This is a genomic window from Aeromonas rivuli (assembly GCF_000820045.1).
GTDB classification, from domain to species: domain Bacteria; phylum Pseudomonadota; class Gammaproteobacteria; order Enterobacterales; family Aeromonadaceae; genus Aeromonas; species Aeromonas rivuli.
The window spans coordinates 1-25,773 of the sequence record NZ_CDBJ01000022.1; the positions used below are offsets into that span (position 1 = coordinate 1).

Below are 25,773 nucleotides of genomic sequence, written 5' to 3' on the forward strand. Positions count from 1 at the left end.
TGCTGGTGGGGGAGTCCACCACCGGGCCCGGCAACCTGGCCCTCGGCGTGGCCGAGACCGGACAGGGCACAGAACTCATGTATAAAACCATGGCCGAGGAGATGCGCTTTGCCGGGTTCAACTGCATCCTTGGACCCTGCTGTGACGTCAACTTCAATCCCAGCTCTCCCATCATCGACAGCCGCGCCTTCGGCGACCGACCGGCCAAGGTGGCACTGCACTCGGCGGCGGCGGTGCGCGGCCTGCACCAGGGCGGGATCTGCGGCAGCGGCAAACACTTCCCGGGTCACGGGGATACCCATGGTGACACCCACAGGGAGATCCCCAGGGTCGACAAGTCCCTGAATGAGCTGCGCGAGCAGGATCTGCGCCCCTTCCAGGCGGCCATCGATGCGGGGGTGGATCTGATCATGACCAGCCACATCCTCTACCCGCAGATAGATGCTCAACACCCGGCCACCTTGTCATCGATCATCTTGCAGGATCTGCTGCGCGACGAGATGGGCTTTGAGGGCATCATCATCTCCGACAGCATGAACATGGGCGCCATCGTTCATCACTACTCCCCCGCCACGGCGGCGGTGCAGGCGCTCAAGGCAGGCATCAACATGATCATGCTCTCCGAGGAGCATTACGATCACAGCGACTCCTACCTCGACAAGCAGTTCGCCATGATCCACGGCATCATGGCCGCGGTGGCGGCGGGGGACTTGGACGAGGCGCTGATCGATGCCGCTCTGGCGCGTATCGTCGCCTTCAAACTCGCCAAACTGGTGCCCATGGCGCTCTATCAAACCATCGACATGGCCGCGAGCCAGAAGGTGGCCAACACTTGCGCCAACCAGGCGTTGACCTGGCTGCGTCAGGTGCCAGAGCTTGGCGAGGGGCCACTCCATGTGCTCAATGCTACACCGGCCGCCAGCTATCACAACCTCACCAATCCCCGTGGCATAGGCCCCAATCAGCGCGAACCTGCCTTCGATCACTTCCTCGCAGCCCTGGACAACGGCACTCGCCTGGTGCGACCCCTGACCCTGGATCAGCTTGGGGCGGTGGGAGATGGCTGGCTGCTGGTGGTGACCGAAAATCACCCTCTGCCCGGCGAAGACTTCGCCCAAGAGGAGGCTCAGGCCCTGGTGCGCCGACTCAGCCTTGACGTCGAGAAACTGATCGTGGTGGCGCTGCGCAGCCCCTACGACCTGCTCGGTTATCCGGATGTGCGCTACTACCTGTGCAGCCACTCGGCCCGCCCCGAGAGCGCTCGCGCCGCGGCGCAGGTATTGAATGGCACCCTGGTGACCCAGCAGAGCCGGGCGGTGAGCCTGGTCAGTTAAGTTTTTGCTTTTCCCGCCATGAGAATGGCGGGGGATTTCTCCTAGGAGTCTGTGGTTGGGAGCTCATGGGCGATTGCCCAGTTATTAATGGACTAATACGAGGGTTCGGGATTTGAAAACCACCATGAAAATAGTGTCGGCAACCGTGTTGCTGGTATTGGCTGCCCCCGCCTTGGCGGCGAAGGGCGGTACCCAGGATTTCCTGGATGCACTGCGCAACTTTGAATCAGGTATCAATCCGGCACTGGCCGATTTCTATCTGCAAAACCTCGACAACCCCGTCTACACCTATGCCCAGGTGACGGCGCCGGGTCGTCTGGTGCGGGATTGCTCCACCGGCACCATGCTCTCCGAGCCGACCACCATCAGCGGCTTCTTCAACAAGCTGGGGGTGGGCAATATTTATAACTCCTCCACCCCGACGAATGCGGCCATGTTCAGGACCATGCAGTACAACTCCTTGAACGCGTGGGGCTTTATCGGTTATCAGTTGGGTGAGGCCGTGTTGATCGATGCCGGCTACTACAGTCCGAAACAGGTGACGGTAGATGGCAAGGAGTACGACAGCTTCTACATGTTCGTGCCGGATTCCACCTGGGCGGGTTGCAAGACCGAAGCCCTGGCCGAGATCGAGGGCTCGGGCGGCAACAAGGTCTATGTGACCGATGTCAACCGCTGGCAGGGCACCTTCGTCGGCAAGAATGGCATCAACTCCCTGGCCGACTTGCGCCTGCCCGAGAAGCAGGAGCTGGTGATGCGCGATGCCATGCACTTCAACTATCAGGTGATCAGCAAGCTGCTCAAGGACGCCAACATGACCTGGGCCCAGGCCCTTGCCAAGAGCTGGCCCGACACCGATGACAATGGTCAGCCTATTCAGGTGCAGGCCACCATGTCCGGCATCCTGGCCGCGGCGCATCTGCGTGGCGCCTGGGGCGTGGGCTCCCTGCTCACCAAGAACCAGATCACCTGCGATGAACTCGGTACCTGCATCACCAAGTACGTCTACAAGTTTGGTGATTACAACAGCCTGTTCGATACACCGGGCAACAGCACGACCCAAGGCTCGCCCTATGATGAGGTGCTGACGGCGGGCTGGGGCAATGACACCGTCATCACCGGCGGTGGCAAGGATCAGATCCTGCTCAACGAGCAGGCGAACGGTTTGACCACGGTCAACGACTTCACGGTCGGCGACGATCTCATCGTATTGCGTGGCTGGAGCATGGCCGAACCCTTGGCCGATCTGGTCATTGGCGATGTAGCCGATGGCGCCGAGTTGCAATTCGCCGGTCAGCGGGTGGTGCTCAAGGGAGTCAGCGCGGCCTCTGTGCAGGCCAATCCGGCCGCGGTCATCACCAAGTCCGACATCTATACCCTGGCCTGGAACTCGGGCAAGCAGGTGGTGCAGGGCTTCGATCCGGCGGTCGACAAGATAGCGGGCAGTGCCGGTATCGGCTTCAAACACCTGAAAGCCTATGAGACGGCCACCTCGGTGGTGATGGGCCCGCAGGCGGAAGATGGCGGCATCTACTCCTCCTACGAGCTGGTGGGACTGACCCTCAACGACATCAGACCCGAGATGTTCAGCAATGTCACCGGCAGTTACGATCGCCTCGGCTACATAGTGCCGCTCAGCTCGCTGAACTGGGGCTGGAACATGACGCTGGTGGCCAATCGCTTCGATCCGGCCAAGACGGTCATCACCACTCCGAGCAATCAGCCGGTGCCCTTCTCCGGCATCAAGCTGACTCAGGAGGGGAGTGATGTGGTCATCACCCTGGTGGAGCCTTATGCCAAGGGCGATGCCAAGAAGATAGTGCTGAAGAACACGGCGGTGAACACCATCACGGCCGCCAACTTCGCCGGCTTTAGCGGTAATTACAGCGAAGCCACCATCGACATCCCTGTCTTCTTCGACATCAGCGTCAACATAGGGGCGGGCGGTACTGTCTCCCCTGCACCGGCGAACGGCATTTTGAAAGGAAAAGGCGGCACCAACTTTACCGTCACCCTGCTGCCCAATACCGGTTACAAGGTGAAATCCCTGAGCGTCGATGGGGTGGCTCAGGCCGTGGCCGGCAGCTACACCTTCAATGCCTTGAATGGTGCTCATAGCCTGTCGGTCAGCTTCGAACCTGGCAGCAGCACCACCTGCCCGGCGAACTGGGCAACCGGCTCCGTCTACACCACGGGTAACAAGGTGACCTACAACGGCAATATCTATGAGGCCAAGTGGTGGAGCAGCGGTAACCTGCCCACGGCCGGGGATCCCTGGAAGCTGATTGGCCCCTGCAGCTAAGGTGGCATCAACCAGCATCAGGTGATGGCAATCACCCCTATGAAACAGGCCCCGCTTCGGGGCCTGTTCTTTTTGATGGCGTTGCCGCAGGGGCTTATCCGAGCTGTGCCAGCAGCTCGCCGAGCACCGGCACCACCGAGAGGACGAGCAGGAGTGCCATGGTGTAGTTGAACCACCGGCGGGCCTGGTCATGTTGTAGCCAGCGTTTTAGCAGGGAGCCAAACAGCATCCAGATGCCGACACTGGGGAAGGAGACGATGAAGAAGGTGAGGGCTATGGTGAGATTCTGGCTGTAAAAGCTCGCACCCACAGTGGTGAATGCGGCAATGGCGCCGGTGGCAACCACCCAGGCCTTGGCATTGACCCACTGGAACAGGGCCCCCTTGATGAAGGAGAGCGGTTGCTGTTGCTCCTTGCCCGTCGCCATCCCGGCCGAGCGGGCGATCAACCAGGCGAGATAGAGCAGATAGAGGGTGCCTGTGACCTTGATAAGCAGATGCAGGTCAGGCCACAGGCGAAACAGCTGGCCAAAGCCCAGGCCAACCAGCAACAGCATGATGGCGAAACCGACGCAGATCCCGGCCAGCAGTGGCAAGCTTCTCCTGACACCGAAATTGAGCCCCGAGGTCATCACCATGATGTTGTTGGGGCCGGGGGTGATGGAGGATGAGATGGCAAACAGCACCACGGCGTAGAGGTAATCCATGACAGCATCCTTTTAATAGTCCTTTTTGAATCCATTAGATGGGGGCCCATTTCGCAAATGCAATGGTGGCGCCTGTCCTGGCATTGATTGCTGAGGCGCGGGCAAGCCATGGCATGACCCGCTGAACGGCCACAAAAAAGGGAGGCCCTGCAGCAGGGCCTCCCTTGGTCAGTGATCCACCCGTCAGGATCAGACGGCTTTGCCATCTTCACGGGGGAGGGCGGGGTGAGAGGCAATCTTCTGCTCGTCCCCTTGCAGGTTCTTGATATAGACATCCATCTGGTTGAAGGAGATGTCTATGCCATTCTCCTTGAACAGGCGGTCTATGGTGCGGTTGAGCTCATCGATGGCGGGGTTGCGATCGCCGAGTTCACTCACGAAGAAACGCAGCTCATGATCCAGGGTGCTGGCGCCGAAGGTAAGGAAGTAGACCAGGGGTTCGGGATCCTTGAGCACCCGACTGTTCTCCTGGGCAGCCTGCTTCAGCAAGGTACGGGTCAGCTCCAGATCCGAGCCGTAGGCAACCCCGACCCGGGCGATGACCCGGGTGACGGTATCGGACAGGGACCAGTTGATCAGCCGCTCTATCATCAGCTGCTGGTTCGGGATGATCACCTCTTTGCGGTCAAAGTCGGTGAGGGTGGTTGAGCGGATCCGGATCTTGTTGACCGTGCCGGATATGGTGCCAATGGTGACCGTATCGCCGATCCGCACCGGGCGCTCGAACAGTATGATGATGCCGGAGATAAAGTTGGAGACTATCTGCTGCATACCAAAGCCGATACCGACCGAGAGCCCCGCGGCCAGCCACTGCAACTTCTCCCACTGCATGCCGAACATGGCCAGTGAGGTGAGGGTACCCACCCCAATCAGCACGTAGTTGAGCATGGTGGTGATGGCGTAGGCCGAGCCCTGGGCCAGCTTGAGTTTGGAGAGTACCAGCACCTCCAGCAGACCGGGCAGGTTGCGGGCCAGGGACCAGGCGACCCCCAGCAAGAAGAGGCCGGTGAGGACATCGCTCAGGCTGACGGGATATAGCACGGCATTGGCGCCAGTTCCCTCACTCTTGTGCCAGAGCACCACGCTATCGAGGTAAGTAAATACCGCGATAAGATCGGACCAGAGCCAGTAGAAGGCGACCCCGAAGATGCCAAGCAGCACGATGCGGGTCAGGCGCAGGGATTGCTGGCTCACCTCTTCCAGTGCCATGGGTTGCTCTTCGATGGCGTCGCCCCCTTCCGCATCTTCTTGCGCCCTGTGCTCACGCTTGGCCACGGCACGGCGCCAGGCGAGACGGCGGGCTGCCAGTTCCAGACCGCGCAGGGCGGTACGATAGACCAGGCTCCATATCAGCAAGAGATAGAACGACTCGATGAGCCGGCCGGTCAGCTTGAGTGCCGTGTAGTAGTAACCAAACAGCACCAGGCCTATCAGCACTATGGGGGTGAGCAGTAGCAGGAAGGAGAGCATCGACTGCAACATGCTGACACCGCTCTTGATCCTGGCCCTGAACAGGGGATAGAGCATCCAGGCGGTGGCGCCCAGCAGGATCAGGGTCAGCGCCTGGCCCAGGGCGTCATTGCCCAGGGTCGAGGGCTCGATCACGGCCTTGGTCGACAACATGATGAGTGGCATCAAGGTGAACCAGAGATAGCGAAAATGCTTGCGCTTGCTCGCCAGCTCTTCCCTGGGCAGTCGGAAGTGACTCTCGGCGATGCCCCCCGGGCGCATGACCCCGAGATAGACGCTAAATACCAGATAACCCAACGCCAGATTGAGGGTGATCTGCATGGTCAGGTTGATGCTGAGCAGACCATTGTAAGCGAGCAGCAGCCCGGCGGCGCAGATGAAGAGGGCGCCCGGCAGGGAGAGCAGGGTCATCATCAGCAGCGCCTTGGGAGTGTGCAACTGGCTGTCCTGACGGAAACGACCAAGATCCTTGTTGATATTCTGCAGGCGGGTCTTGATGGCCTGACGCTTCCACAGCAGCAGCCAGCCGATGACCAGCAGCGGCAGGGCCAGCAGGCTGACGGCAACCAGCACATCCAGCCAGGCCTTGGGGGTCAGGGTCCAGTCGCTGATCTGCTTGGCCACCTGGCTCGGCCAGGAGAGGAGCCATTTACTGTCGATTGGCTTGTTGCTGCTCACCCAGAAGATGTGTTGCTGCAGGGTCAATTCGATGGAGTTATAGATCCGTTTGATCTGCTGCTGGGTCAGCTGCAGGCTGATGGCGTTGGTCAACTGCGCATCGAGCTGGCGATTGAGCTGGTCGAGCAGCGAGATGCGGGTGTCGAGCAGGAGGGAGAGGTTCTCCCTGTCTTCGGCACTGACGGCCAGGCCACTGGTCTCGATCAGCTTGTCGAGGAACTGGTTCTTCTGGAACAGCTGATCCCGCTGCTGGCTCAGTTCGAATTGGGCAAGGTGCAGATCGGCTATCTGCTCCTCCAGGTTGCTGACCGCACTGGTGGGGGCCGCCTCCAGTTGCTGATAGAGCTGATACAGGATGCGGGAGAGCAGCAGGTTACCCTTGAGCATCTCAACCTGTTCATTGAGGTTGCGCTCGGTCTGAGTGCCCCGTTCGAGCCAGCTCTTGGCCTGCAGGTTTTTCTGCATCAGGGTGTTGAGATTATTGGTGGCGGAGATCAACTGCTTGCTGAGCTGGTGATTGGCCTCCTGCTCTTTCTGGATCAGCGGGTTGTTCAGACTGGCGACCAGCTCGCCAGTCTGCTCTGCGGTTTTTTCAGTGTTGCCGAGGCGCTTGCTACTGACTTCATTTTGCAAGGACTGCAGTTTCTGCTCTTCCAGTGCCAGGCGAGCGTTTTGATAATCCCGTTGCTTGACCGCGAGATCCTGCATGCTGGTTCTGTTATCCAGCTCCTTTTGCAGGTAGGCGAGTTGCAGGTCGAGCAGTGCTTGCTCCGCGTTGAGCTTGCCCCGTTCGGCACTGCTCACGGCATCCCCGGCATTGAGGCGGGAACGGATCTCCTGGCTACGTTGATACGCCTTGCTCATGGTGCTCTGGGCACGTTCTGGCAGGGTTTGCAGGTTGGTTATCTGGCTGGCAATGGTGCCGAGGGATTCCTGGGCATCCTGCATGCTGGCCATCACTTCTGGCTGGCGGCTCTCGAGTGCCTCCAGGCTCATGGTCGCATATTCTTGTGCGATCTGCTCCGGGCTCTTGCTCTTGTTTAGTTCATCGATCTTTGCCGAGATCTCCTTGAGATCCGAGGGGAGCGTCCTGAGACGTTGGCTCTGTATCTTGGCCTTGGCATTCTCCTTGTCGATGCTGTCGAGCAGGGAGAGGGTTTCACTGAGAAACGTCTTGTCAGCCTGTTGGCTGACCGTCAGGTTGTCCGATTTGGAGAGGGTCTCGAGCTGGCGCTGGATCGTTCCCTGTTGGGGAAGATCCTGAGCCAGGGCCTGGCCCACGGCGAGGGTGGAGAGCAGGCACAACAGAGTGGCGACTCGTTTGAACGTGAGTGAGAGCATAGGGGTTCCGTTGGTGACCATATGACGGGATGGGTCCGATCACTGATAAATTGCGCGAGATTCTAGCACTCGCCTCGGTCATCAAGCAGAGGGGATGATAAAAAAAAACGGCGCCCGCAGGCGCCGTTTCATCGGTTCAGCACGGATTAGAGTACGTGAACGGAGGCAGTGTTGGTGGTACCGCTCGGTACCAGGGCACCGGAGACCATGACGACCACATCACCCTTCAGACCCATGCCGCTTTGCAGCGCCGCGTCTTTGCCGATGCGATAGAAATCGTCGGTGGAGGCGATGCTGTCAACCACATGAGCCACCACGCCTTTGGTCAGCACCAGCTGGGCAGCGGTCTTCTTGTTGGTGGTGATGGCCAGGATCCAGGCTGTCGGGAAGTACTTGCGAATGGCCTTGGCTGACTTGCCGCCTTCGGTCGCGACCAGGATCAGCGGGGCATCCAGCTTCTGGGAGGTCTCGACAGCGCCCTTGCAGACGGCTTCGGTGATGCGCAGCTTGTTGCTGTCATTGGCAGCAGACAGGTTGGACGGCATCACGGCGTCGGTACGTTCGCAGATGGTGGCCATGATGGTCACGGCTTCCAGCGGGTACTTGCCCTTGGCAGACTCACCGGACAGCATGACGGCATCGGTACCATCCAGGATGGCGTTCGCCACGTCACCGGCTTCGGCGCGGGTCGGACGCGGGTTCTTGATCATGGAATCGAGCATCTGGGTCGCGGTGATAACGACTTTGCGAGCCTTGTTGCACTTGGCGATGATCATCTTCTGGGCGAAGATCACTTCTTCAACCGGAATTTCGACACCCATGTCACCACGGGCGACCATGATGCCGTCGGAGACAGCAAGGATCTCGTCGAAGTTGTCCAGGCCTTCCTGGTTTTCGATCTTGGAGATGATCTGGATGTTCTCGCCACCGTGGGCTTTCAGGTGCTCACGGATTTCCAGCACGTCTTCTTGCTTGCGGATGAAAGATGCAGCAACGAAATCAACGCCTTGCTCACAACCGAAGATGAGGTCGCGCTTGTCTTTCTCGGCCAGGGCTGGCAGCTTGATGGAGACACCCGGCAGGTTGACACCCTTGTTCTCACCCAGGTCGCCGTTGTTGAGCACCTTGCAGATGACGTCACGCTCGGTGATTTCGATAACATCCATGCCGATCAAGCCATCATCAACCAGGATACGGTTGCCGACGCGCAGGTCGTTGGCAAAACCGGCATAGGTCACGGCGACCTTGTCTTGATTGCCGACTACGGTCTGATCGATGGTGAAGGTGAAGGTCTGGCCGGCGACCAGAGAGACATCGTTGCCACCTTCCAGCTTCATGGTACGGATTTCCGGACCCTTGGTGTCGAGCAGGATAGCGGCTTGCTGGCCGGTTTCTGCCATGACTTCGCGCAAGTTGTTGATGCGGCCGCCGTGTTCGGCGTAGTCACCGTGAGAGAAGTTCAGGCGCATGACGTTCATGCCGGCATCCAGCATCTTGGCCAGCATTTCTTTGGATTCGGTCTTGGGACCTATGGTGCAGACGATTTTGGTCTTTTTCATGTCAGTCTTCATGGTTAAGGAGTTTCCGCCGAGTAATATACACCAGTTTCTGGATACTTTTTATGATCCAGAAACAACGTTTTGAGCCAAAAATGCCTCATTTTGCGCGATAACGTTTTCGTAGCCATAAGATTTTAGGGCCTAAAATAATGGCGTTTTTGGGGTCTAGCCCATACATGACAGATGCGTCACGGATCTGGCTGATGGGGAGTATGTAGTTAAATGACTAGCTGGCCCGACCTCTCCCCAGGCCGGCGAAAGCGTACTTTCCCCGGCCTGGGTGGGTGCGATAACCGCGATGTTGGTGCTAGAAACGATAGGGGAAACGTATCCCTATGTTGTAATCAGGAGCATCAGTCGTCAGCCCTGCCGACCAGTTGACGGCCATGGAGAGCTTGTCTGTCATGGCCCAGGTCGCCCCCATGCCAAAGCTGGCGGCATTGGCATCAGACCCCGTGACTTTCTCCATGGGGAAGCCTTCGGCGCCTTGCTCGGATTCTTGGGTGATGCGTTGGTTGATGTTGAATGAGAGGCTGAAACGCTCGTTAAGGGCAAAGGCAACCCCCAGACCATATTCGTACCAGTCACCAATCTGTATGCTGCCGGGCTGATCGCCAGGCAGATAGGAGACATCGTCAAAGTCGCCTTTGAGGCTATGGCCATAGTTCAGGTTGGCAAACAAGATGGCAGGGTCCAGGGTTCTGACCACGGAGAAGCCGGTAGAGAGTTGCCATAGGCCGTTGCCGGTGGCGAGCTCTTTGGGGGTGATCAGGTTGCCAGACTCCGATGTATCCACTCCTATGCCATAGGGATCTCGGCCGGTCGGTGCCTTGGCCCGTATGTTCCAGACCAGATCGGGCCAATTTTCATCCTCCGCCAGCACCCGATAGTAGACAGCCATGCTCAGATCGCCCAAGCCGCCATCCGTGACACTCTGCTCTTCGAAATCGCGGCTGGAATTCTCCTTGCCCGTGGTCTGGTAGTTGGTGCTGCGCAGCATGTAGGGTACGGCCAGCTCCAGTTGCCAGCGATCGTTGAGGGTATAACGAGTGACGAGATCGGCGACCCATTGATCGGAACGTACCCGATCGAGATTGATCTCGCCGAGGAAGATGGCATCAAGGGCAAGGAAACCACGCAGGGCCAGGTCTTTGCGGTTGTAATGCTGATAGGAGAGCCCGAAGTCCAGCACCCAGGCACGATCGAACACATTATGCTGCTCGATCATCAAGTCTTCCGTGCTGCGCCCCGCCTCCGGGGTACGGCGAGTCGCTTCATTTTGGGGGGCTGATGCGGTGGCGGCCGTACCAGCCACGGCCCCCGTGGCGGCGGCTGTGCCCGCTGTCTTGCTGGTTTTAACGGCCTCCAGACGCGCTTGTAGCTGATGAAGCGCCTGATTTTGCTGGATAAGTTGTTGGCGTAGCAGATCGAGTTGCTGTTGCAGTGCCTCTTCTTCCGCACTGGCCGCCCAGCAGCTGAGCGGTGCCAGCGCAATCAACACCATGGCAGACTGTTTCATCGGATCCATCCTTGTTGTTTATTGTCTTTGTATCAGCGCCATCCAATGGAGCAGAATCAATCAGCAAGGGTTTACTTACTTTAACGGGAGAGCCAGATCCGAGTCTGATTGAGTGCCCGTAAACCATCTCCTCTGACGCGATTAAGCTGCAATAAGCCCCGGCTGAAGTTGTCTCCTCGCAGACTCTGTTCCAGTTGAACATGCCCATCGGCCGAGTTTAGTTGCAGTCCCGCATAATTTCCCGAGACCCGGTAGCTAGCCGTACCAAGAGATCCCTGACTTTCATAATTGCCACTGTTTACGCTCTGGCCCGTCACCGGTGGCGCTGTCAAGGTGATGCCGGTCTGGTTGACCGAGCTATTACCACTACCTTGAAGCTGCACCACTTGAACCAGACCCGAGCCATTGATGTTGCTGGCGGCAGGCGCGGACACAGCCGCTTTTGCATCATTTTTGATGCGGATGTCGAGATTGGGGTGATTCTGGATGACGCTCAGGGTCAGATTCATGGCTGCCGTCTGCTGTGCCTGAGCGGTGGTCAGGGTCGAGATAAACTCGATGCCGAAATAACGGATCCCCTGAGGCCCGGCGTAACGACCGCGCAGATTGGCGAGTTCACTGTCGCCAAGCTCGGGAGCGAAATGCTCCGACAGGTTGGCCAGTGGATCCGAGGCTGCCAGCGCAGGGCCGGTCATGCCTGCAAGCAAGCAGGCGAGCCAAACGGAATGTAGGTTGCTCATAACTGCCTCACATTAGCTCCCTGTGCTGAAAACCAAACTCCAGCAGGGAGGTCTCGTTGATGGGCGCAAACAGGCCATCTTTTCCTCGCACTGACAGAGGGGGGGATGGATTGGCCAGGGGAGCGTCCGGACGATATCCGGATCCAATCACCGCCAGCAGGATCCCGTTCCAGCTCTTCTTGAACTCATCAAACGAGATAATGCGATTTCCCAGGGCGGGATCGGCCAGATAGACGCGATCTTGTCGATCAATGGCGCGCAGTACGGCGAAGTGCTGATAGCCACGAATATTGAGTAACACTATGGTCGGCACTCTCACCTGGCGCAGCTTCTCGTCACCAAGTCGATAGCCCCTGACCCGCATGCCGAGCATTTGCAGATACTGCTTCATGTCGAGCATGGAAAATCCATAACGCTGTACCAAAGCCGGATCGGCCATGGCCATCATGCCATCCATGACCCAGCGTTCATTGGTCACCTGGCCGTAGGAGTAACGCAATATGGTTGCCACGGCAGCGGCGCCGCAGCTGAAATCCGTATGTTGACGCTCGATATTGGCGAAGCGCCGTTCCATGATGCTCTGCACCGGCTTGTTGAAGTCGCCAAGGGCCGGGAGATGTTCCCCTATGGGCAGATTGGCCGCCCAGGCACCCTGACAGAGACACAAGATTAGTAGCCAGCGCATCGTCTCCTCCTCGCGTGTAAAAAAGGGGGCCTGAAGCCCCCTGTGCAGACTGATTACTTGGCGAAACCTGCGGCCAGCGAGAGGTTGTTCGCTTGCAGATTGTTGGTGCCAGATGCCACGTTCACCCCAATGTTGCCCACGGCGCCATTGAAGGCCCCACCATTGATGTTGGCGTGGTTGAAGGTCTCACGACTGGTGTAGGTGTTGACCACAGGAATGTAGCCAGACACAGAACCGCTCAGCTTGATATCACCCTCTTCCTCGAACTCGAACTTGCCAGGGTTTTTCTTGTTATCGTTATCGAAGTCGATATGACCAAGCTGTTTTTGTGCCCCGGGGTTGTGATCCCCGTCTATCCATACTTCCGGATAGACATCATTGGACTGCTTGCTATCGCCCTCATAGCTGCCATGAGCGTTGAGCTTCAGGTAAACAGGGTTGTAGGCCACTGTTTTGGTTGCACTCAGGCTGGTGTTGGAGGTGGCGTTGTGGGATACGTTCTGGCTATTGGCGACTGTGGCCACGGCCATGTTGCCAGTGGAGACAGTGGCGGCCATGTTATTGGCCTGGACGTTACCCGAGCCGGAAACCACGTTCACCCCGATATTGCCTGCAGCGTCTTTGAAGGCGCCATCGCCGATGCCAGATTTGTTCTGATGACCCATGTTGGTGGTCAGGTTATGACCGGCACTCTGATCGGAGAAGATCTCTGCATCAGATGATCCACCGGCAGAACCGCTTTGGCCCGGGTAACCACGACCCATGACGAACTCGGCGTCAACTGAATCGTAGGCTGCAAGGGAGGCGCTGTTGCCCTGCACGTTGGAGTCACCGGCGGCCACGTTGGCGCCGACGTTACCTGCCGCCCCTTTGAAGGAGTTATCGATCTGGCTCTTGTTTTCGGTTCTGTAGTTGGAGGTGCCAATCATAGAACTGGATTGCTGGTTATCCACCACCGCCATACCCAGCTTGTTGACATTGATGGATCCGCCGACGTTGACCCGTCCTTCATATTCAACATCCACTTCAACCTTGACCTTCTTGGTCAGGGTGGCGCCCGTTTCGTCCCTGTCACCGCCTCTTTCATTGGCGAATGCGGTACCCGACATGGCCATGACGACCGCGGCGGCTAATGAGCTGTATATAAGTCCACGCATAATGAGTCTCTCCATTGAGCTTGCCATGGGGGCCTCACCTGTGACTCCTGTATCCGCGCTCCGATCTCTTGAGCATCGGGCATGGCGGTGAAGTGTCAGGTTTAACCTCCTGTCCCTGCGGCATCAAGGCGATGCCGTTACTGCACCTGTCAAAGGCAGGGAAACCATGTTTACCGCTTGATTCCCTAGTCCCGTGACCTGATTGACCTGAATGACTCCCTTGCTTCCTGCGAGGGCGTTGCCATCCAGATAAATACTGCTTGTCGTATTCGCCGGTACCTTGCCAGTGGGCAATGTCGCGACGCTGGTACTGAGATTGATATCGGTCACCGCGCCTACCCCAGTGTCATCCCCAAGGGATAGTGCAAATGCGTTTACCTGTTGATTGGCTTCCCCTGCTCCTTGGTTGATGCCAATGAGCCCCTTGCTTTGGGTCAGTGCGGAGTCGTAAATGGCAACGCGCTGGTTTCCATTGAGGGCAGAGATAGCCTGGGTTTGCTGACTGAACTGGATGATGGCAGGACCCGAGATTGCGATGGCGGCAAGATTTCCTTGTTGGTTATTGTTGCCGGACACCATATTCACCCCCATGCTTCCTCTGATATTACTCAGAGCCTGCTGGCCTAAATTGACCTGGTTTTCAGCTCTGGTTGGGGCTGTGAATAGCAATAAAACATAAGCAGCCAATGCAATATATTTTTTCACTCTTTCTCTCCATGCGATAAGAGGGGCGAAAGAGGTAAAGCAATGCTTGTGCCACAACGTAAGCTATTGTTTTTTAATTTGTAATTTATTGTTTGTTATGTCATTTAATCTCACCAGTGAGATATGGTTTTTTTTATAATGAATAAGCTTTTGTTTATTTTGGAATTTATTGTTTCTCAGTATTAAATCTCGATTCTCATTGTTGTTGTGTCATGAGCCTATATCCGGAGTAGGTTATAGTTATCCCGTTTCAGTTCATCTAAATGGTGCCGTTTGATATCAGATTTTTTATTTCTACCTGTATACCGATAGCAAGGTGGTTGCAGGTTAGCGTCACAATCGGCACGAGCGACAGGAGGGTTCAACATGCAGGAGGAAGCACTGCTGGTTATCAATCCGTGTGCTGCGTTGGAGTCGTTGCTTGCTCAGGGGGAGTGGCGTTTATCTCGGGCCCGCTCGTTGAGCGCGGCGGAGGAGAAGTTGCATCATGGTAATTTCCCTCTGGTATTAGTGGCGATTGTTCCACAGCAGAATGAGGCCCTGCGTGCGCTCATTGCCCAGCACCCAAACCGTCTCTGGATAGGGCTGGTCGATAGGGATCTCTTGGCATCTGAGCCGGTGCGCAATCTGCTGGCGGCCTGTTTTCATGATTTTCATACCTTCCCATTGGATCCGACCCGCCTTTGTCACAGCCTGGGTCATGCCTTGGGAATGGCTCGACTCATCGAACGGCAGCGACCCAAATTGCCAGACAAGATGCGGTGTATTCAGGGACAAAGTGACGTCATCCTCCGGCTCAGGGAGCAGATGGGCCGTCTGCAACACTGTCGTCTGCCGGTGCTGGTGACAGGGCCAAGCGGTACGGGCAAGGAGCTGGTGGCGCGCGAGCTGCACTACGGCATCTTTGGGGAAGAGAGCCCCTTCGTGGCAGTCAACTGTGGCGCCATGCCTCATCAACTGATCCAGTCCGAGCTGTTTGGTCATGTGAAAGGGGCTTTCACAGGGGCTCAGGCTCACAAGATTGGCAAGATAGAGGCGGCCGATGGTGGCACCCTGTTTCTTGATGAGATTGGCGAGCTGCCCCTGGAGGATCAAGTCACTCTACTGCGCTTCTTGCAGGAGCAGTGTATCGAGATGGTCGGCAGCCACGCCTCGCGTAGCGTCGATGTCAGGGTGATAGCCGCGACCAATATAGATGTAGAGCAGGCGGTTGCGCAGGGGCGTTTTCGTGAGGATCTCTACTATCGATTGAATGTCGTGCGTCTGAGAACCCCTGCGCTGCGGGATCGCAGAGATGATGTGCAACTGCTCGCGGATGAGATACTGGCAGAGGTGCGCGGTGCGCGGCCGCTGGTCTTTTCTCTGCAGGCGCGTCATGTCATGCAGGCTTATGGCTGGCCCGGCAACGTGCGTGAGTTGCACAACAGGATACAGCGTGCCGCCGTCATGTGCGAAGGCTCGCTCATTGAAGCGCAGGATCTGGAGCTTTCCCACACTGATACCCTGCTGTTTGATGGTTCGCTCAAGGCGGCTCGCGAGGCGGCCGAGCGCCTGGCTTTGCAGCAAACACTCGCCCGTTTTCCCGATCGCCTTGAGGAGGTTGCCCGCCAGCTTGCCATCTCTCGGGCAACCCTCTATCGCCTGCTGGATAAGCACGACCTGCTGTAACACTGCCGTCACAGGGGAGAGGCATCATCATGAGGTAACCTTGAGGGTGTGCTGCAACAGGCTCCCCAATCAGAATCCGCGTCATACAGGAGCCTCCCATGGCCTGGTATCTTGCTAGCCTGTTTGTCTTGTTGTTGACCCTGCCCTGGTGGCCGCTGCCCAATTGGTCCGTGGCGCCCGTCCTCCAAGGGGATATGCAGCCCGCTGCCATGGAGCGTATCGAGCGCCAGCACTGGCTGCTGGCCCAGACAACCGCCCCGGCCGCATTGACCGCCAGCAACCCCTGATGCCTTTGACCTCCCGATAAACAGCGAGGCCACCCTTTGGGTGGCCTCGTTGGTATGGGGTCTCGTTAGCCCGCATGATGCATGGATGGGGTCATGATCCTGCGTCACTCACCCTTGGCTATCCCTTCCCGGCGCGGATCGGCGGCGCCAAACCAGCCCAGGGCATTGCGCTCTACCCCCTGCAATCCGGAGGTTTGCTCGTTCAGCACCACCTCATGACCCCGGGCCCGCAGTGCATCGACCACAAACTGAGGGGTACGTCCCTGCTCCAGCTCGGTGGGGCCATTGCGGCTGCCGAAGTTGGGCAGATTGATGGCCTGCTGCAAGTTGAGCCCCCAGTCCTGAGTGCCGAGCAGCGTCTTGCCCACATAGTTGATGATGGCCGAGCCACCTGGAGAACCCAGGCTCATCTCCAGTTGTTTGCTCTTTTTATCAAAGACCAGCAAGGGCGACATGGAGGATCGCGGCCGCTTGCCTGGCTCGACCCGGTTGGCGACCGGCAGTCCGGCGGCGCCCACCGAGGTGAAGGAGAAATCAGTCAGCTCGTTGTTGAGCAGATAACCATTCACCATCAACCTTGAGCCAAAGCCGTCTTCGATGGAACTGGTCATGGAGACGGCCATGCCTTGTTCATCGACGATGGAGATGTGGCTGGTGGAGGGCAACTCCGGGGTCGCATCCAGGCCACGGGCAATGGCCATGGGCGGTGTGCCGGGTTTGGCCATGCCCATAGACTTGTCGCTGATAAGTGCTCCACGCTGCGCCAGGTAGCCCTTGTCCAGCATGCCAGCCACCGGCACGCTGACAAAATCCATGTCTGCCACATACTGGTTGCGATCGGCGAAGGCGAGGCGCGCCGCTTCGCTATAGAGGTGAATGGCTTGCGGACTGGCGCTCAGTTGGCCATCGGCGCCCTGCACGGGTTTGAGGGCTGCCATGTCACGGCTCTCCAGCATGCCGAAGATCTGTCCCAGCGCCAGGGTGCCGGAGGAGGGGGTCGGGAAGCCACAGACTTCACTCTGGCGATAATCGAAGCAGAGACCCTCCCTGAGCTTGGCCTGGTAGCTGGCGAGATCGCTTGCCGCCAGCACCCCCGGGTTATCCGGGTGCTGATGCACCTTGGCGACCATGGCGTCGGCGAGCGGGCCGCGATAGAAGGCGTCGGGCCCCTCACTGGCCAGGGTGCGCAATACCTTGGCCAGGGCCGGGTTGGTGAGCCGGGTCCCCACAGGCTTGGGTGTGCCATCGGCCTGATAGAAGTAGGCGCGGGCCTCCTTGTCCCTGGCAAGATAGGGCTCCTTGGCCAGCAGGGTGCCCAGTCGTGGACTGATGGCAAACCCTTGCTCTGCGAGGGTGATGGCTGGCTCGAACAGGCTGGCCCAGGGCAGCTTGCCATACTGCTGATGGGCCAGGGCCAGCGCGCGTACCGTGCCGGGTACCCCGACAGAGCGTCCGCCGACGACCCCCTCATAGAAGGCCATCGGTTTGCCATCCTTCATAAACAGCTGGTCGGTGGCGGCCGCTGGCGCCGTCTCCCGGCCATCCACGGCGCTGACTCGTTGGCCGTCCCAGACCAGCATGAGGGAGCCACCCCCTATGCCGGAGGATTGCGGCTCGACCAGGGTCAGCACCAACTGTACGGCGATGGCGGCATCCACCGCCGAACCACCGGCCTTGATCACCTGATAACCGGCGTCCACCGCCAGCGGGTTGGCGGCGGCGACCATGAAGGATTTGCCTTGCCAGCCCTGCTTGTCGGTCCAGCCACTGGCGGCCTCGGGGGCGAGCAGGGTCTGGGGGGGCACTGAATAATGGAAGGCTTCCTGAGAGGCGCAACCGGCGAGCAGGCCGAGGGCGACCAGCAGGCTGAGGGGTTTGAGGAACATGACACTCTCCTTGTCTGTTTTTCCTACAGGGATAAAGAATGTGGCACAATCGAGGCTCTATGGAAAGTTTGTCTTTATACTCAAGTGGTTACAAATCTATCAATGAACCAGGGTGGCGGTGGTCAGGGAGGAGAGGATGAGAAGAGGCGTGATAGGGCTGCTCTGCCTGCTGTTGGCCGGTTGTGGTGAGCCCCAGTTCAGACCCCTGGCGGCCGGGGAAACCATACTGGCCTTTGGGGACAGTCTGACCGAGGGGCGGGGTGCGAGTCCCTCGCAGAGCTACCCCAGTGTGCTGGCGAGTCTCAGTGGCCGCCCCGTCATCAATGCCGGGGTGTCGGGGGAGCTGAGCCAAACGGGCCGAGCACGGCTACCGGCCTTGCTGGCAGAGCACAGACCGGGCCTGGTGATCCTGCTGGAGGGGGGCAATGACATCTTGCGAAACAGTGGTGAACCCGCGCTCAAGGCCAATCTCGCCGCCATGATAGAGGCGGTGCAGGGCAGCGGTGCCCAGCTGCTGCTGGTGGCCGTGCCGCGCAAGTCGCTGCTGAGTGACGGCGCTCCCCTCTATGGCGAGCTGGCGGAACATTATCAGCTGGTGCTGGACGACAGCAGCATAGGTGAACTGCTGCGCAGTCCGGGTCTCAAGTCCGATACGGTGCACCTCAATGGCGAGGGATACAGGGTGCTGGCCGAACGGCTCCATGGTTTGTTGCAGGATCGCGGCGCCCTCTGAATGGGCTCGGTTGCCAGGCGCTGCCGATTTCATGGACAAAAAAACCGCCCGAGGGCGGTTTTTCATCATCTGGTCGAGGGTTTGCGACAGATACTGGCAAGTGCGCTCAGATGGACTGCTCTTCACCACCTAGCACCGCGAACAGCGCCGGGATGAACTGGGCCAGCTCGGCGGTCACCAGGGCGAAGTCGGCATCCAGACGAGCGGCCGGATCCTCGCTGGTCACATCGTCGTTCTGCTCGCGCAGCTCCTCGCTGAACTTGAGGCGCTTGATGGAGAGATCGTCCCCCAGCACGAAGCTCAGGGTCTCCCCCCAATTCAAGGCCAGCTTGGTGACCAGCTTGTCGTTGGCGAGGTGATTCTTGATCTCGTCAGTCATCAGATCCTGCTGCTTGCAGCGGATGATGCCACCATGTTCCATGGCGCTGCGCAGCTCTGCTTCATCTTCCAGGGTGAAGGGGGCGGGCAGGTTCCCCTCGCTGAGCCACTCGGTCATGGTGATTTCGGGCGGATTCTTGAGGGCTACCGGCACCACCGGCAGGGTGCCGATGCTCTTGCGCAGCAGGGCCAGCAGATCGTCAGCCTTCTTGGCGGAGCCTGCATCGACCACCATCAGGTTATCGGCCGGGTTTATCCAGGCGAAGGTCTGGCTGGTGCGGCTGAAGGCGCGCGGCAGCAGGGTATGCATTATCTCCTCTTTCAGCGCCTCCTTCTCTTTCTTCTTCAGGGCGCGGCCCTGCTCGAATTCGATCGCTTCCACCTTCTCGGCCAGCATCTCCTTGACCACGTTGCCGGGCAGCATCTTCTCTTCCTTGCGGGCGCAAAGGAGGATGTGGCCAGCGGCCGAGTGGGTCAGGGTGGCGCCGAACTTGCCGAGGGGCTTGACCCAACCGAACCGGGAGATGTCCTGGCTGCCACAGGGGGTAAAGGCGCAGGCCTCAAGCTGGGTCTCCAGCTCGTCGACACTCAGCTCGAAGGGGCGGGTAAAGCGATAAATCTGCAGGTTTTTAAACCACATGGCGTCCTCGGTCGTAAAGATTGTCCGGCGGGCATTGTACTGCAAAGCGGCGCTTTGTGATCGACCAATCACTCCGGTGAGAAAAATCGGACGGCGCTCACAGGCCAGGGTGCTGGCCGAGCAAGGGGCAGTCGAGGTCTCCTAGACTGCCAGAGTTGGCTGACGGATAAGGATGAAGAGATGCTCAGAGCGAGTCGGGCGCAGGACATGGATGCCATTATGGACATCTGGTTGCTGGCTTCCCTGCAGTCCCACGATTTTGTCGATGCCTCCGTCTGGTGGCAGGCTCAGGAACTGCTGCGCAGCCGTTACCTGACCCGGGCCGAGGTGTGGGTCTATGAAGACGATGGCGAGCTGCAGGGATTCATCGCCCTGGTCGACGATTATCTGGCCGCTCTGTTTGTGCGCCCGGATAGCCAGGGGCGGGGCATAGGCCATGCCTTGCTGCAAAATGCCAAGACCCAGGTCACCAGCCTGCATGCCAGGGTCTTCACCGAGAACGATCCTGCGGTGCGCTTCTACCGCCAGCATGGCTTCGTCATCGATGGCGAGGAGCCGGATCCCCTGACCGGTCATGGCCAATACCGGATGCACTGGTTCGGGGCTTGAGCCGTTTTTCTTTATGGCACCCTTGAGTCCCACCCTTGCCGAACAGGCATGGGCTAAGGCACCATGACGTCAATATGGGCGCCTGACGCCTTCGCTTAATTGAGCCGCAACGCCATGAAAATCCTGCATACCGCCGATTGGCATCTGGGCCATCAGCTCCATGGCCATGAGCGCCGTTTCGAGCATGATGCCTTCCTCGACTGGTTGGCCGATACCATCAAGACGCGGCAGATAGATGCCCTGCTGGTGGCCGGGGATCTGTTCGATACCGCCAATCCCCCCGCCAGTTCCTGGCAGCAGCTGTATGGCTTTCTGGCAAGATTGCGCGCCGATATGCCCAGGCTCAACCTGGTGCTGGTCGGTGGCAACCATGACTCCCCCTCCAAGCTGGATGCCCCCCATGAGTTGCTGCGGGCCTTCAACTTGCATCTGGTGGGCAGCATCAGTCGGGATGAGGGTGGGCAACTGGAAACTGACCGCCTGCTGGTACCACTGCATGACAGGGAGGGCAAGGTGGCCGCCTGGTGCGCCGCCGTGCCCTTCTTGCGCAGCAGCGACCTCAGACCCGAGGCCTTGGGGGAGGGGCAGGACAGGCTGATCGAAGGGGTGCGCCAGATCTATGATGAGCTGCTGGCCGAGGGGCGGGCCCGCTGCGAGCCCGAGCAGGCCCTGATCGCCATGGGCCATGCCTATCTGGCCGCGGGTCAGCTCTCCGAACTGTCCGAGCGGCGGGTGCTGGGTGGCAACCAGCATGCCCTGCCTGCCGACATCTTTGCCGGTGCCGATTACACGGCGCTCGGTCACTTGCATCTGGCCCAGCGTCTGGCCCCCGGCGTGCACTACAGCGGCTCGCCGCTGCCCCTCTCTCTCAATGAGGCCAACTATCGTCATCAGGTGCTGGAAGTCACACTGGAGGGTGGCAAACTGGTGGCGGTCGAGCCCATCTTGGTGCCACGAAGCGTCGAGATGATACGGCTGCCCGAGAGCGAATTGCATGTCGCTCTGGAGGCGATCGCGGCGCTGGACCTGGCCGATGCCCCCCAGCAGGCGCAACCATTCCTGGAGGTGAGGCTGCTGCTACCCAAGCCAGAGGCCCGCATTCGCGAGCGCATCCTCGCCGCTCTGGCGGGCAAGCCGGTACGCCTGGCCAAGATCAGCACCCGCTATCAGGGCAGCGGGCAGGGGCTGGCCGATGGCGGCCAGCGGCGGCGCCTGGATGACATCGCGCCTCAGGAAGTCTTTACCCTCTGCTATCAACGTCAGTTCGAAGGGGAACCAAGCGAGGCGCTGCTCGCCTCCTTCGACGAGATCCTCACTCAGGTCAGGGAGGCGAAGTCATGAAGATCTTATCCCTCGCCGGGGAGAACCTGGCCAGCCTGACCCAGGCTTTTCACATCGATTTTGACAAGGATGCCCTGGGCGCTGCCGGCCTGTTTGCCATTACCGGCAATACGGGCGCGGGCAAGAGCACTCTGCTCGATGCCATCTGTCTGGCGCTCTATGACAGGATGCCGCGTTTGATAGGAATGCGTCAGAATGTCGAAAAAATTGGTCGAGCGGATGAAGACGAAAAAGAAAAATTAACAGCAAATGATGTTAGAAACATCCTCAGTCGCGGCCACGCCAGCGGTTTTGCCGAAGTGCAGTTTCGCGGCTGCGACGGCCGCGTCTATCTGGCCCGCTGGGCGGTGCGCCGGGCGCGTAATCGCTCCGAAGGGCGATTTCAGACCCAGGAACGCAGCCTGACCGACGTGGCGTCGGGCCAGGTGTTTTCCGGTAGCAAGCGCGAGCTGCAAGAGCGGATCGACGAGTTGGTTGGGCTCTCCTGGGAGCAGTTCCGCCGCGCAGTCATCCTGCCACAGGGGGAGTTTGCCGCCTTCCTCAAGTCCGATGCCAACGAACGCTCCGCCTTGCTCGAGCGCATGACCGGCACCGAGCTCTACTCAGCCATCTCGGTACAGACCTATGAGCGGGCCCGGGCCGAGCAGCAGATGCTGGCGACGCTGAGGGAGCGGCTTGGCGACATAGCGCTGATGGACGAGGCAACGCGCACGCAGTGGGCCGCGCAGCAGCAGAGTCTCTCCGCCAGCCTCACGCTCGCCCAGCAAGAGCGCCAGCTGTTGCAGGATTTGCGCGATCTCAACGATCGTATCGCTGCCCTGCGCCAAGCCTGTCTGGAGGGGGAGGCCTCACTGGCGGATGCCGAGGTGGCTCATGCTCAGGCGGCGCCCGAGCGAGAGGCGTTTGGCCGCGCCGAACAGGCTCAGGTGGCCCGCGCCGACCACGACGAGCTAGCCCGTCTCGATCTGGAGGCGCAGCAGCAGGAGCGGCTCATCGACCAACTGAGGCCCGAGCTCGAACGGGCCGAGCAGGCGCAGCAGCAAGCCGCCCAGCTCGAACAGCAGCTTATTACGCAAAGAGCGGCCGCCGAGCGGGAGTGGGGGGCGTTGCAGCCCGAATTCAAGCGGGCGCAAGATCTTGATACCCGTATCCGGGAGAAGACCAGCCAGTTGCAGGAGATCCAGCAGCAGGGCAAGCCGGCGCGCGAGCAGCAACTCAAGCTGCAGCAGGAGTGGCAGCAACAAAACGAGCAGAAGCAATCCCTCGAGACGCGCCGTCAGCTGCGAGCAAGCTGGCTCGAGGAACGCAAGGGGATGGCCCCCTTGGCCCGTCAGTGGCAGCCCTTGCTGGCCGCCATGCAAGACTGGGCCGAGAGCCGGGGGCAGTTGCAGCGCGTGATCCAGCGTCGTGCCCAGGGAAGCGAGACGCTGTGCGAGCTCAATGCTCGCCTGGAGCAGGGACAGCAGGAGCGCGATCGCGGGCAACAGGAGTGCGCGGCCTTGCAACGGCAGCACGATGAGTTGCAGGCTCAGGAGTGGGACGCTCAGGTCGCCAGGGCGCAGGAGTTGCGCCAATCCCGGACCGAGCAGTTGGGGCAGGTGCGCGCATTGTTGGCGCTGACGCAAGAGGGCCGCCACCACAGCGAACAGCAGGCGCGGCTGCAGCAAGAGACGAGCCTGCTCGAGCAGCAACTGGCACGGCTGGCCGCGCAACATGGGGAGCGGGAACCCGAGCTGGCACGGCTCGTCATCCAGCGTGATGAGGCGCGCCATGCCCTGGAGCGGGCCCGTGCCGTGGTCAGTTTCGATCAGCATCGCCATGTGCTTCAAGATGGTATTCCGTGCCCGCTTTGTGGTTCAGAGGCTCACCCTTACCGCCAGAGTCAGCCTCAGGCTGCGGGTATCCTGGCCCAGCAGAGCGAACGGGTTCACCAGCTGGATCTCGAATGTGAGCGGCTCAACCGTCAGCATCTGCAAGGGGAGATCGAGCGCGCCGAACTGACCCGTCAGCTGGCCGCCCACCAACAACGTCATCCCGAGCTGGCCGCGAGAGCCACACAGCTCAATCAACGCTGGGGAGAGCTGGGAGGGCGCAAGCTGCTGGGGCACGACCTGCCGACTAACCCCAGTCCAACCGAATGGGGCGAATGGCAGACGCAACTGCTGACCCAGGAGAAGGCTCTGGCGCTGAGCCTGGCGACTGGCCTGGCGCAGTTGCAACAAGCCCAGCGGGAGCAGCAGCGACTGGCGGAGCTGCGGGATCAGCTGACCAGACTCAATGTTCGTCAACAGCAGTGTGAACAGCAGCTGCACGAAGCCGAGCGCCAGAAGATAGCGCTGGAGGGCGAGCTGAAGGCGCTGGCCGAACAGGAAAGCGCCCTGGCACAGCGACTGGTGCAGGGGGAGGCGCGGCTCGATCAGCAGATGGGCGTCGAGCCCTGGCGCCAATGGGCGGAGGCGGCGCGTTGGCAGGAGTGGCAACAGACTTGCGAGGCCTATTTGCAGAGCCAGAGCGAGTGGGAACAACTGGGCAATGAGCTTGCCAGCCTGACCCCCATCCTCAGTGCACAGGCGGTGCGGGTGCAGAGTCAGAACGATCTGCTGCACAAGCTGACGCTTGACTATAAAGAGGGCGATCAGCAACGCCAGGTGTTGCTGGCCAGCCGCGAGGCGTGCCTCGATGGTCGCGCCATCGCCGTGGTGGAAAGTGAGTGGCAGCAGCGATTGCAACAGGGGGTCACTCAGCTCGAGGAGGCGATGGCTGCCCTGCATGCCTCAAGGGAGCGTCAGACCGAGCTAAAGACCCGGTTGACCCATCTCGAGCAGGACAGGCAGCTGAGTCGCCAGCGGCAGCGTGAGGTGCAGGGGCGCTGGTCGGCCCGGGCCAGCGCGTTGGGCATCCCGGAAGATGATCTGCGCCAGCTGCTGGCCATCACGCCGGATGAGCTAAAGGCTCGCCGTATCGCATTGCAGCGCCTGGACGATGCCCTGGCCGAGGCACGTACCCGGCTCGGCGAACGCCAGCGGGCACAGGCTCAGGAAGAGGCGAAGCTGGCGCGCTATCGCGTGCATCATGGGGAGTTGGCGGCGCTGAGTGCCGAGGCCCTGAGCCAGCGGCTTGCCGAATGTGAGACCCGCTGCCGCGAGCTCGATGAGCAGCTGTTTGAGTGCCGCAGTCAACTTGCCCAGGCCGAGGTGGCTCGCCAGAAGGCGGGTGAGCTGCAGGCGGCGTCACAGCATCAGCAGGGGGTGGCGGATCATTGGCAACAGCTGTCGGATCTCATCGGCCAGGCCAATGGTGCAAAATTCCGTACCTTCGCCCAGAGTCTGACCCTGGAGCGCTTGCTGCTCGAGGCCAACGCCCAGCTGAGCGACTTGTCACCACGTTATCGGCTGGAGCGGGTACCGGGTACCGATCTGGCGCTGCAGGTGGTCGACCTCGACATGGGAGATGAGGTGCGTTCGGTCGACTCCCTCTCAGGCGGCGAGAGCTTCCTGGTCTCCCTGGCTCTGGCCCTGGCGCTCTCCAGCCTCTCCTCGAAGCAGACCCAGATAGAGTCGCTGTTTATCGACGAGGGGTTCGGTACCCTGGATCCGGACAGCCTGGACCTGGCCCTGGCCAGTCTGGACTCCCTGCAGGCGGCGGGGCGCCAGATCGGCGTCATCTCCCATGTCCAGACTCTGGTTGAGCGCATCGGGGTACAGATCCGCATCGAGGCCCTGGGTGGGGGAGAGAGCCGGGTAGTCTTGCCCTGAATGGTTGCCAGCCGCGACGATTGCTGGATCAACATGGCGTAGTGGAGGTGGAAGTGGAAGTGGAAGTGGAAGTGGAAGTGGAACCGTGGAGCAATGCGCCGGTTTGCCATCAGGGATGCCAAACCGGCGGTGTGACTCCCACAGGCTGGCATCCGTGCTGTCTGGGGGGAAGGTGGGAAGTCGGGGAGCCATGTCGAGTGCTAGCCTGGTTGGGGCTTGGCGAACAGATATAAAAAAACCGACGCCTTGGCGTCGGTTTTCATCGTCAGGCCTGGGCCAG

General features: G+C 59.8%; 18 protein-coding genes. 8 read left to right on the plus strand and 10 right to left on the minus strand.

All coding sequences use genetic code 11. The annotated features are described in order from the left end of the window. Positions 1–1,334: glycoside hydrolase family 3 protein (locus BN1130_RS03495; protein ID WP_042040359.1), on the plus strand; the 1,334-nt coding region annotated here is incomplete at its 5' end. Between the two features lie 124 nt (positions 1,335–1,458). Continuing rightward, on the plus strand, positions 1,459–3,636 hold the full coding sequence (locus BN1130_RS03500) for a carbohydrate-binding protein (protein WP_232301920.1): 2,178 nt from the start codon (positions 1,459–1,461) through the stop codon (positions 3,634–3,636). Between the two features lie 94 nt (positions 3,637–3,730). On the opposite strand, the gene BN1130_RS03505 is transcribed toward BN1130_RS03500, so the two are convergent. The 8 genes from BN1130_RS03505 to BN1130_RS03540 all read right to left on the minus strand — a co-directional run bounded on the left by BN1130_RS03505 (position 3,731) and on the right by BN1130_RS03540 (position 14,196). Next, positions 3,731–4,342: a LysE family translocator gene (locus BN1130_RS03505; RefSeq protein ID WP_042040361.1), complete on the minus strand. Its 612-nt coding sequence runs from the start codon at positions 4,340–4,342 to the stop codon at positions 3,731–3,733. Positions 4,343–4,531: 189 nt separating this feature from the next. Then, entirely contained in the window at positions 4,532–7,831 is a 3,300-nt protein-coding gene (gene mscK / locus BN1130_RS03510; RefSeq protein ID WP_042040363.1) for a mechanosensitive channel MscK, read from the minus strand. Positions 7,832–7,977: 146 nt separating this feature from the next. Continuing rightward, on the minus strand, positions 7,978–9,390 hold the full coding sequence (gene pykF / locus BN1130_RS03515; RefSeq protein ID WP_042040364.1) for a pyruvate kinase PykF: 1,413 nt from the start codon (positions 9,388–9,390) through the stop codon (positions 7,978–7,980). 307 nt (positions 9,391–9,697) lie between these two features. Beyond that, positions 9,698–10,909: a transporter family protein gene (locus BN1130_RS03520; protein WP_052448167.1), complete on the minus strand. Its 1,212-nt coding sequence runs from the start codon at positions 10,907–10,909 to the stop codon at positions 9,698–9,700. 80 nt (positions 10,910–10,989) lie between these two features. Then, positions 10,990–11,649, minus strand: coding sequence for a hypothetical protein (locus BN1130_RS03525; RefSeq protein WP_042040365.1), 660 nt, complete (start codon positions 11,647–11,649; stop codon positions 10,990–10,992). Positions 11,650–11,656: 7 nt separating this feature from the next. Further along, complete coding sequence (locus tag BN1130_RS03530; RefSeq protein WP_042040366.1) at positions 11,657–12,334, minus strand: C39 family peptidase; 678 nt, start codon at positions 12,332–12,334, stop codon at positions 11,657–11,659. 53 nt (positions 12,335–12,387) lie between these two features. Beyond that, positions 12,388–13,491, minus strand: a complete 1,104-nt coding sequence (locus tag BN1130_RS03535) for a FapB/FapC family functional amyloid domain-containing protein (protein WP_042040367.1) — start codon at positions 13,489–13,491, stop codon at positions 12,388–12,390. A gap of 123 nt (positions 13,492–13,614) precedes the next feature. Beyond that, on the minus strand, positions 13,615–14,196 hold the full coding sequence (locus BN1130_RS03540; RefSeq protein ID WP_232301921.1) for a FapB/FapC family functional amyloid domain-containing protein: 582 nt from the start codon (positions 14,194–14,196) through the stop codon (positions 13,615–13,617). A gap of 366 nt (positions 14,197–14,562) precedes the next feature. On the opposite strand from BN1130_RS03540, the gene BN1130_RS03545 reads away from it, so the two are divergent. Together BN1130_RS03545 and BN1130_RS03550 are read left to right on the plus strand one after the other, a co-directional pair. Further along, entirely contained in the window at positions 14,563–15,864 is a 1,302-nt protein-coding gene (locus BN1130_RS03545; RefSeq protein WP_042040368.1) for a sigma-54-dependent transcriptional regulator, read from the plus strand. A 98-nt stretch (positions 15,865–15,962) separates the two neighbouring features. Next, positions 15,963–16,151 carry a hypothetical protein gene (locus tag BN1130_RS03550; RefSeq protein WP_042040369.1) on the plus strand — a complete coding sequence of 63 codons (189 nt, stop codon included), beginning with the start codon at positions 15,963–15,965 and terminating at the stop codon, positions 16,149–16,151. A 104-nt stretch (positions 16,152–16,255) separates the two neighbouring features. Here the strand turns inward: BN1130_RS03550 and ggt are convergent, their stop codons facing one another. Then, positions 16,256–18,037, minus strand: coding sequence for a gamma-glutamyltransferase (gene ggt, locus BN1130_RS03555; protein WP_042040370.1), 1,782 nt, complete (start codon positions 18,035–18,037; stop codon positions 16,256–16,258). A gap of 136 nt (positions 18,038–18,173) precedes the next feature. Between ggt and BN1130_RS03560 the strand changes: the two genes are divergently transcribed. Beyond that, on the plus strand, positions 18,174–18,770 hold the full coding sequence (locus BN1130_RS03560) for a GDSL-type esterase/lipase family protein (protein WP_042040371.1): 597 nt from the start codon (positions 18,174–18,176) through the stop codon (positions 18,768–18,770). Positions 18,771–18,876: 106 nt separating this feature from the next. On the opposite strand, the gene rdgC is transcribed toward BN1130_RS03560, so the two are convergent. Beyond that, positions 18,877–19,788 carry a recombination-associated protein RdgC gene (rdgC, locus tag BN1130_RS03565; protein ID WP_042040372.1) on the minus strand — a complete coding sequence of 304 codons (912 nt, stop codon included), beginning with the start codon at positions 19,786–19,788 and terminating at the stop codon, positions 18,877–18,879. Between the two features lie 180 nt (positions 19,789–19,968). Here rdgC and BN1130_RS03570 point away from each other — a divergent pair, with 180 nt between their 5' ends. From BN1130_RS03570 to BN1130_RS03580, 3 genes are all read left to right on the plus strand, one after another. Then, entirely contained in the window at positions 19,969–20,397 is a 429-nt protein-coding gene (locus BN1130_RS03570; RefSeq protein WP_042040373.1) for an N-acetyltransferase, read from the plus strand. Positions 20,398–20,511: 114 nt separating this feature from the next. After that, entirely contained in the window at positions 20,512–21,738 is a 1,227-nt protein-coding gene (locus BN1130_RS03575) for an exonuclease SbcCD subunit D (RefSeq protein WP_042040374.1), read from the plus strand. Further along, entirely contained in the window at positions 21,735–25,493 is a 3,759-nt protein-coding gene (locus BN1130_RS03580; protein ID WP_042040376.1) for an AAA family ATPase, read from the plus strand. Before BN1130_RS03575 ends, BN1130_RS03580 begins: the two co-directional genes overlap by 4 nt. Positions 25,494–25,773: the final 280 nt, after the last annotated feature.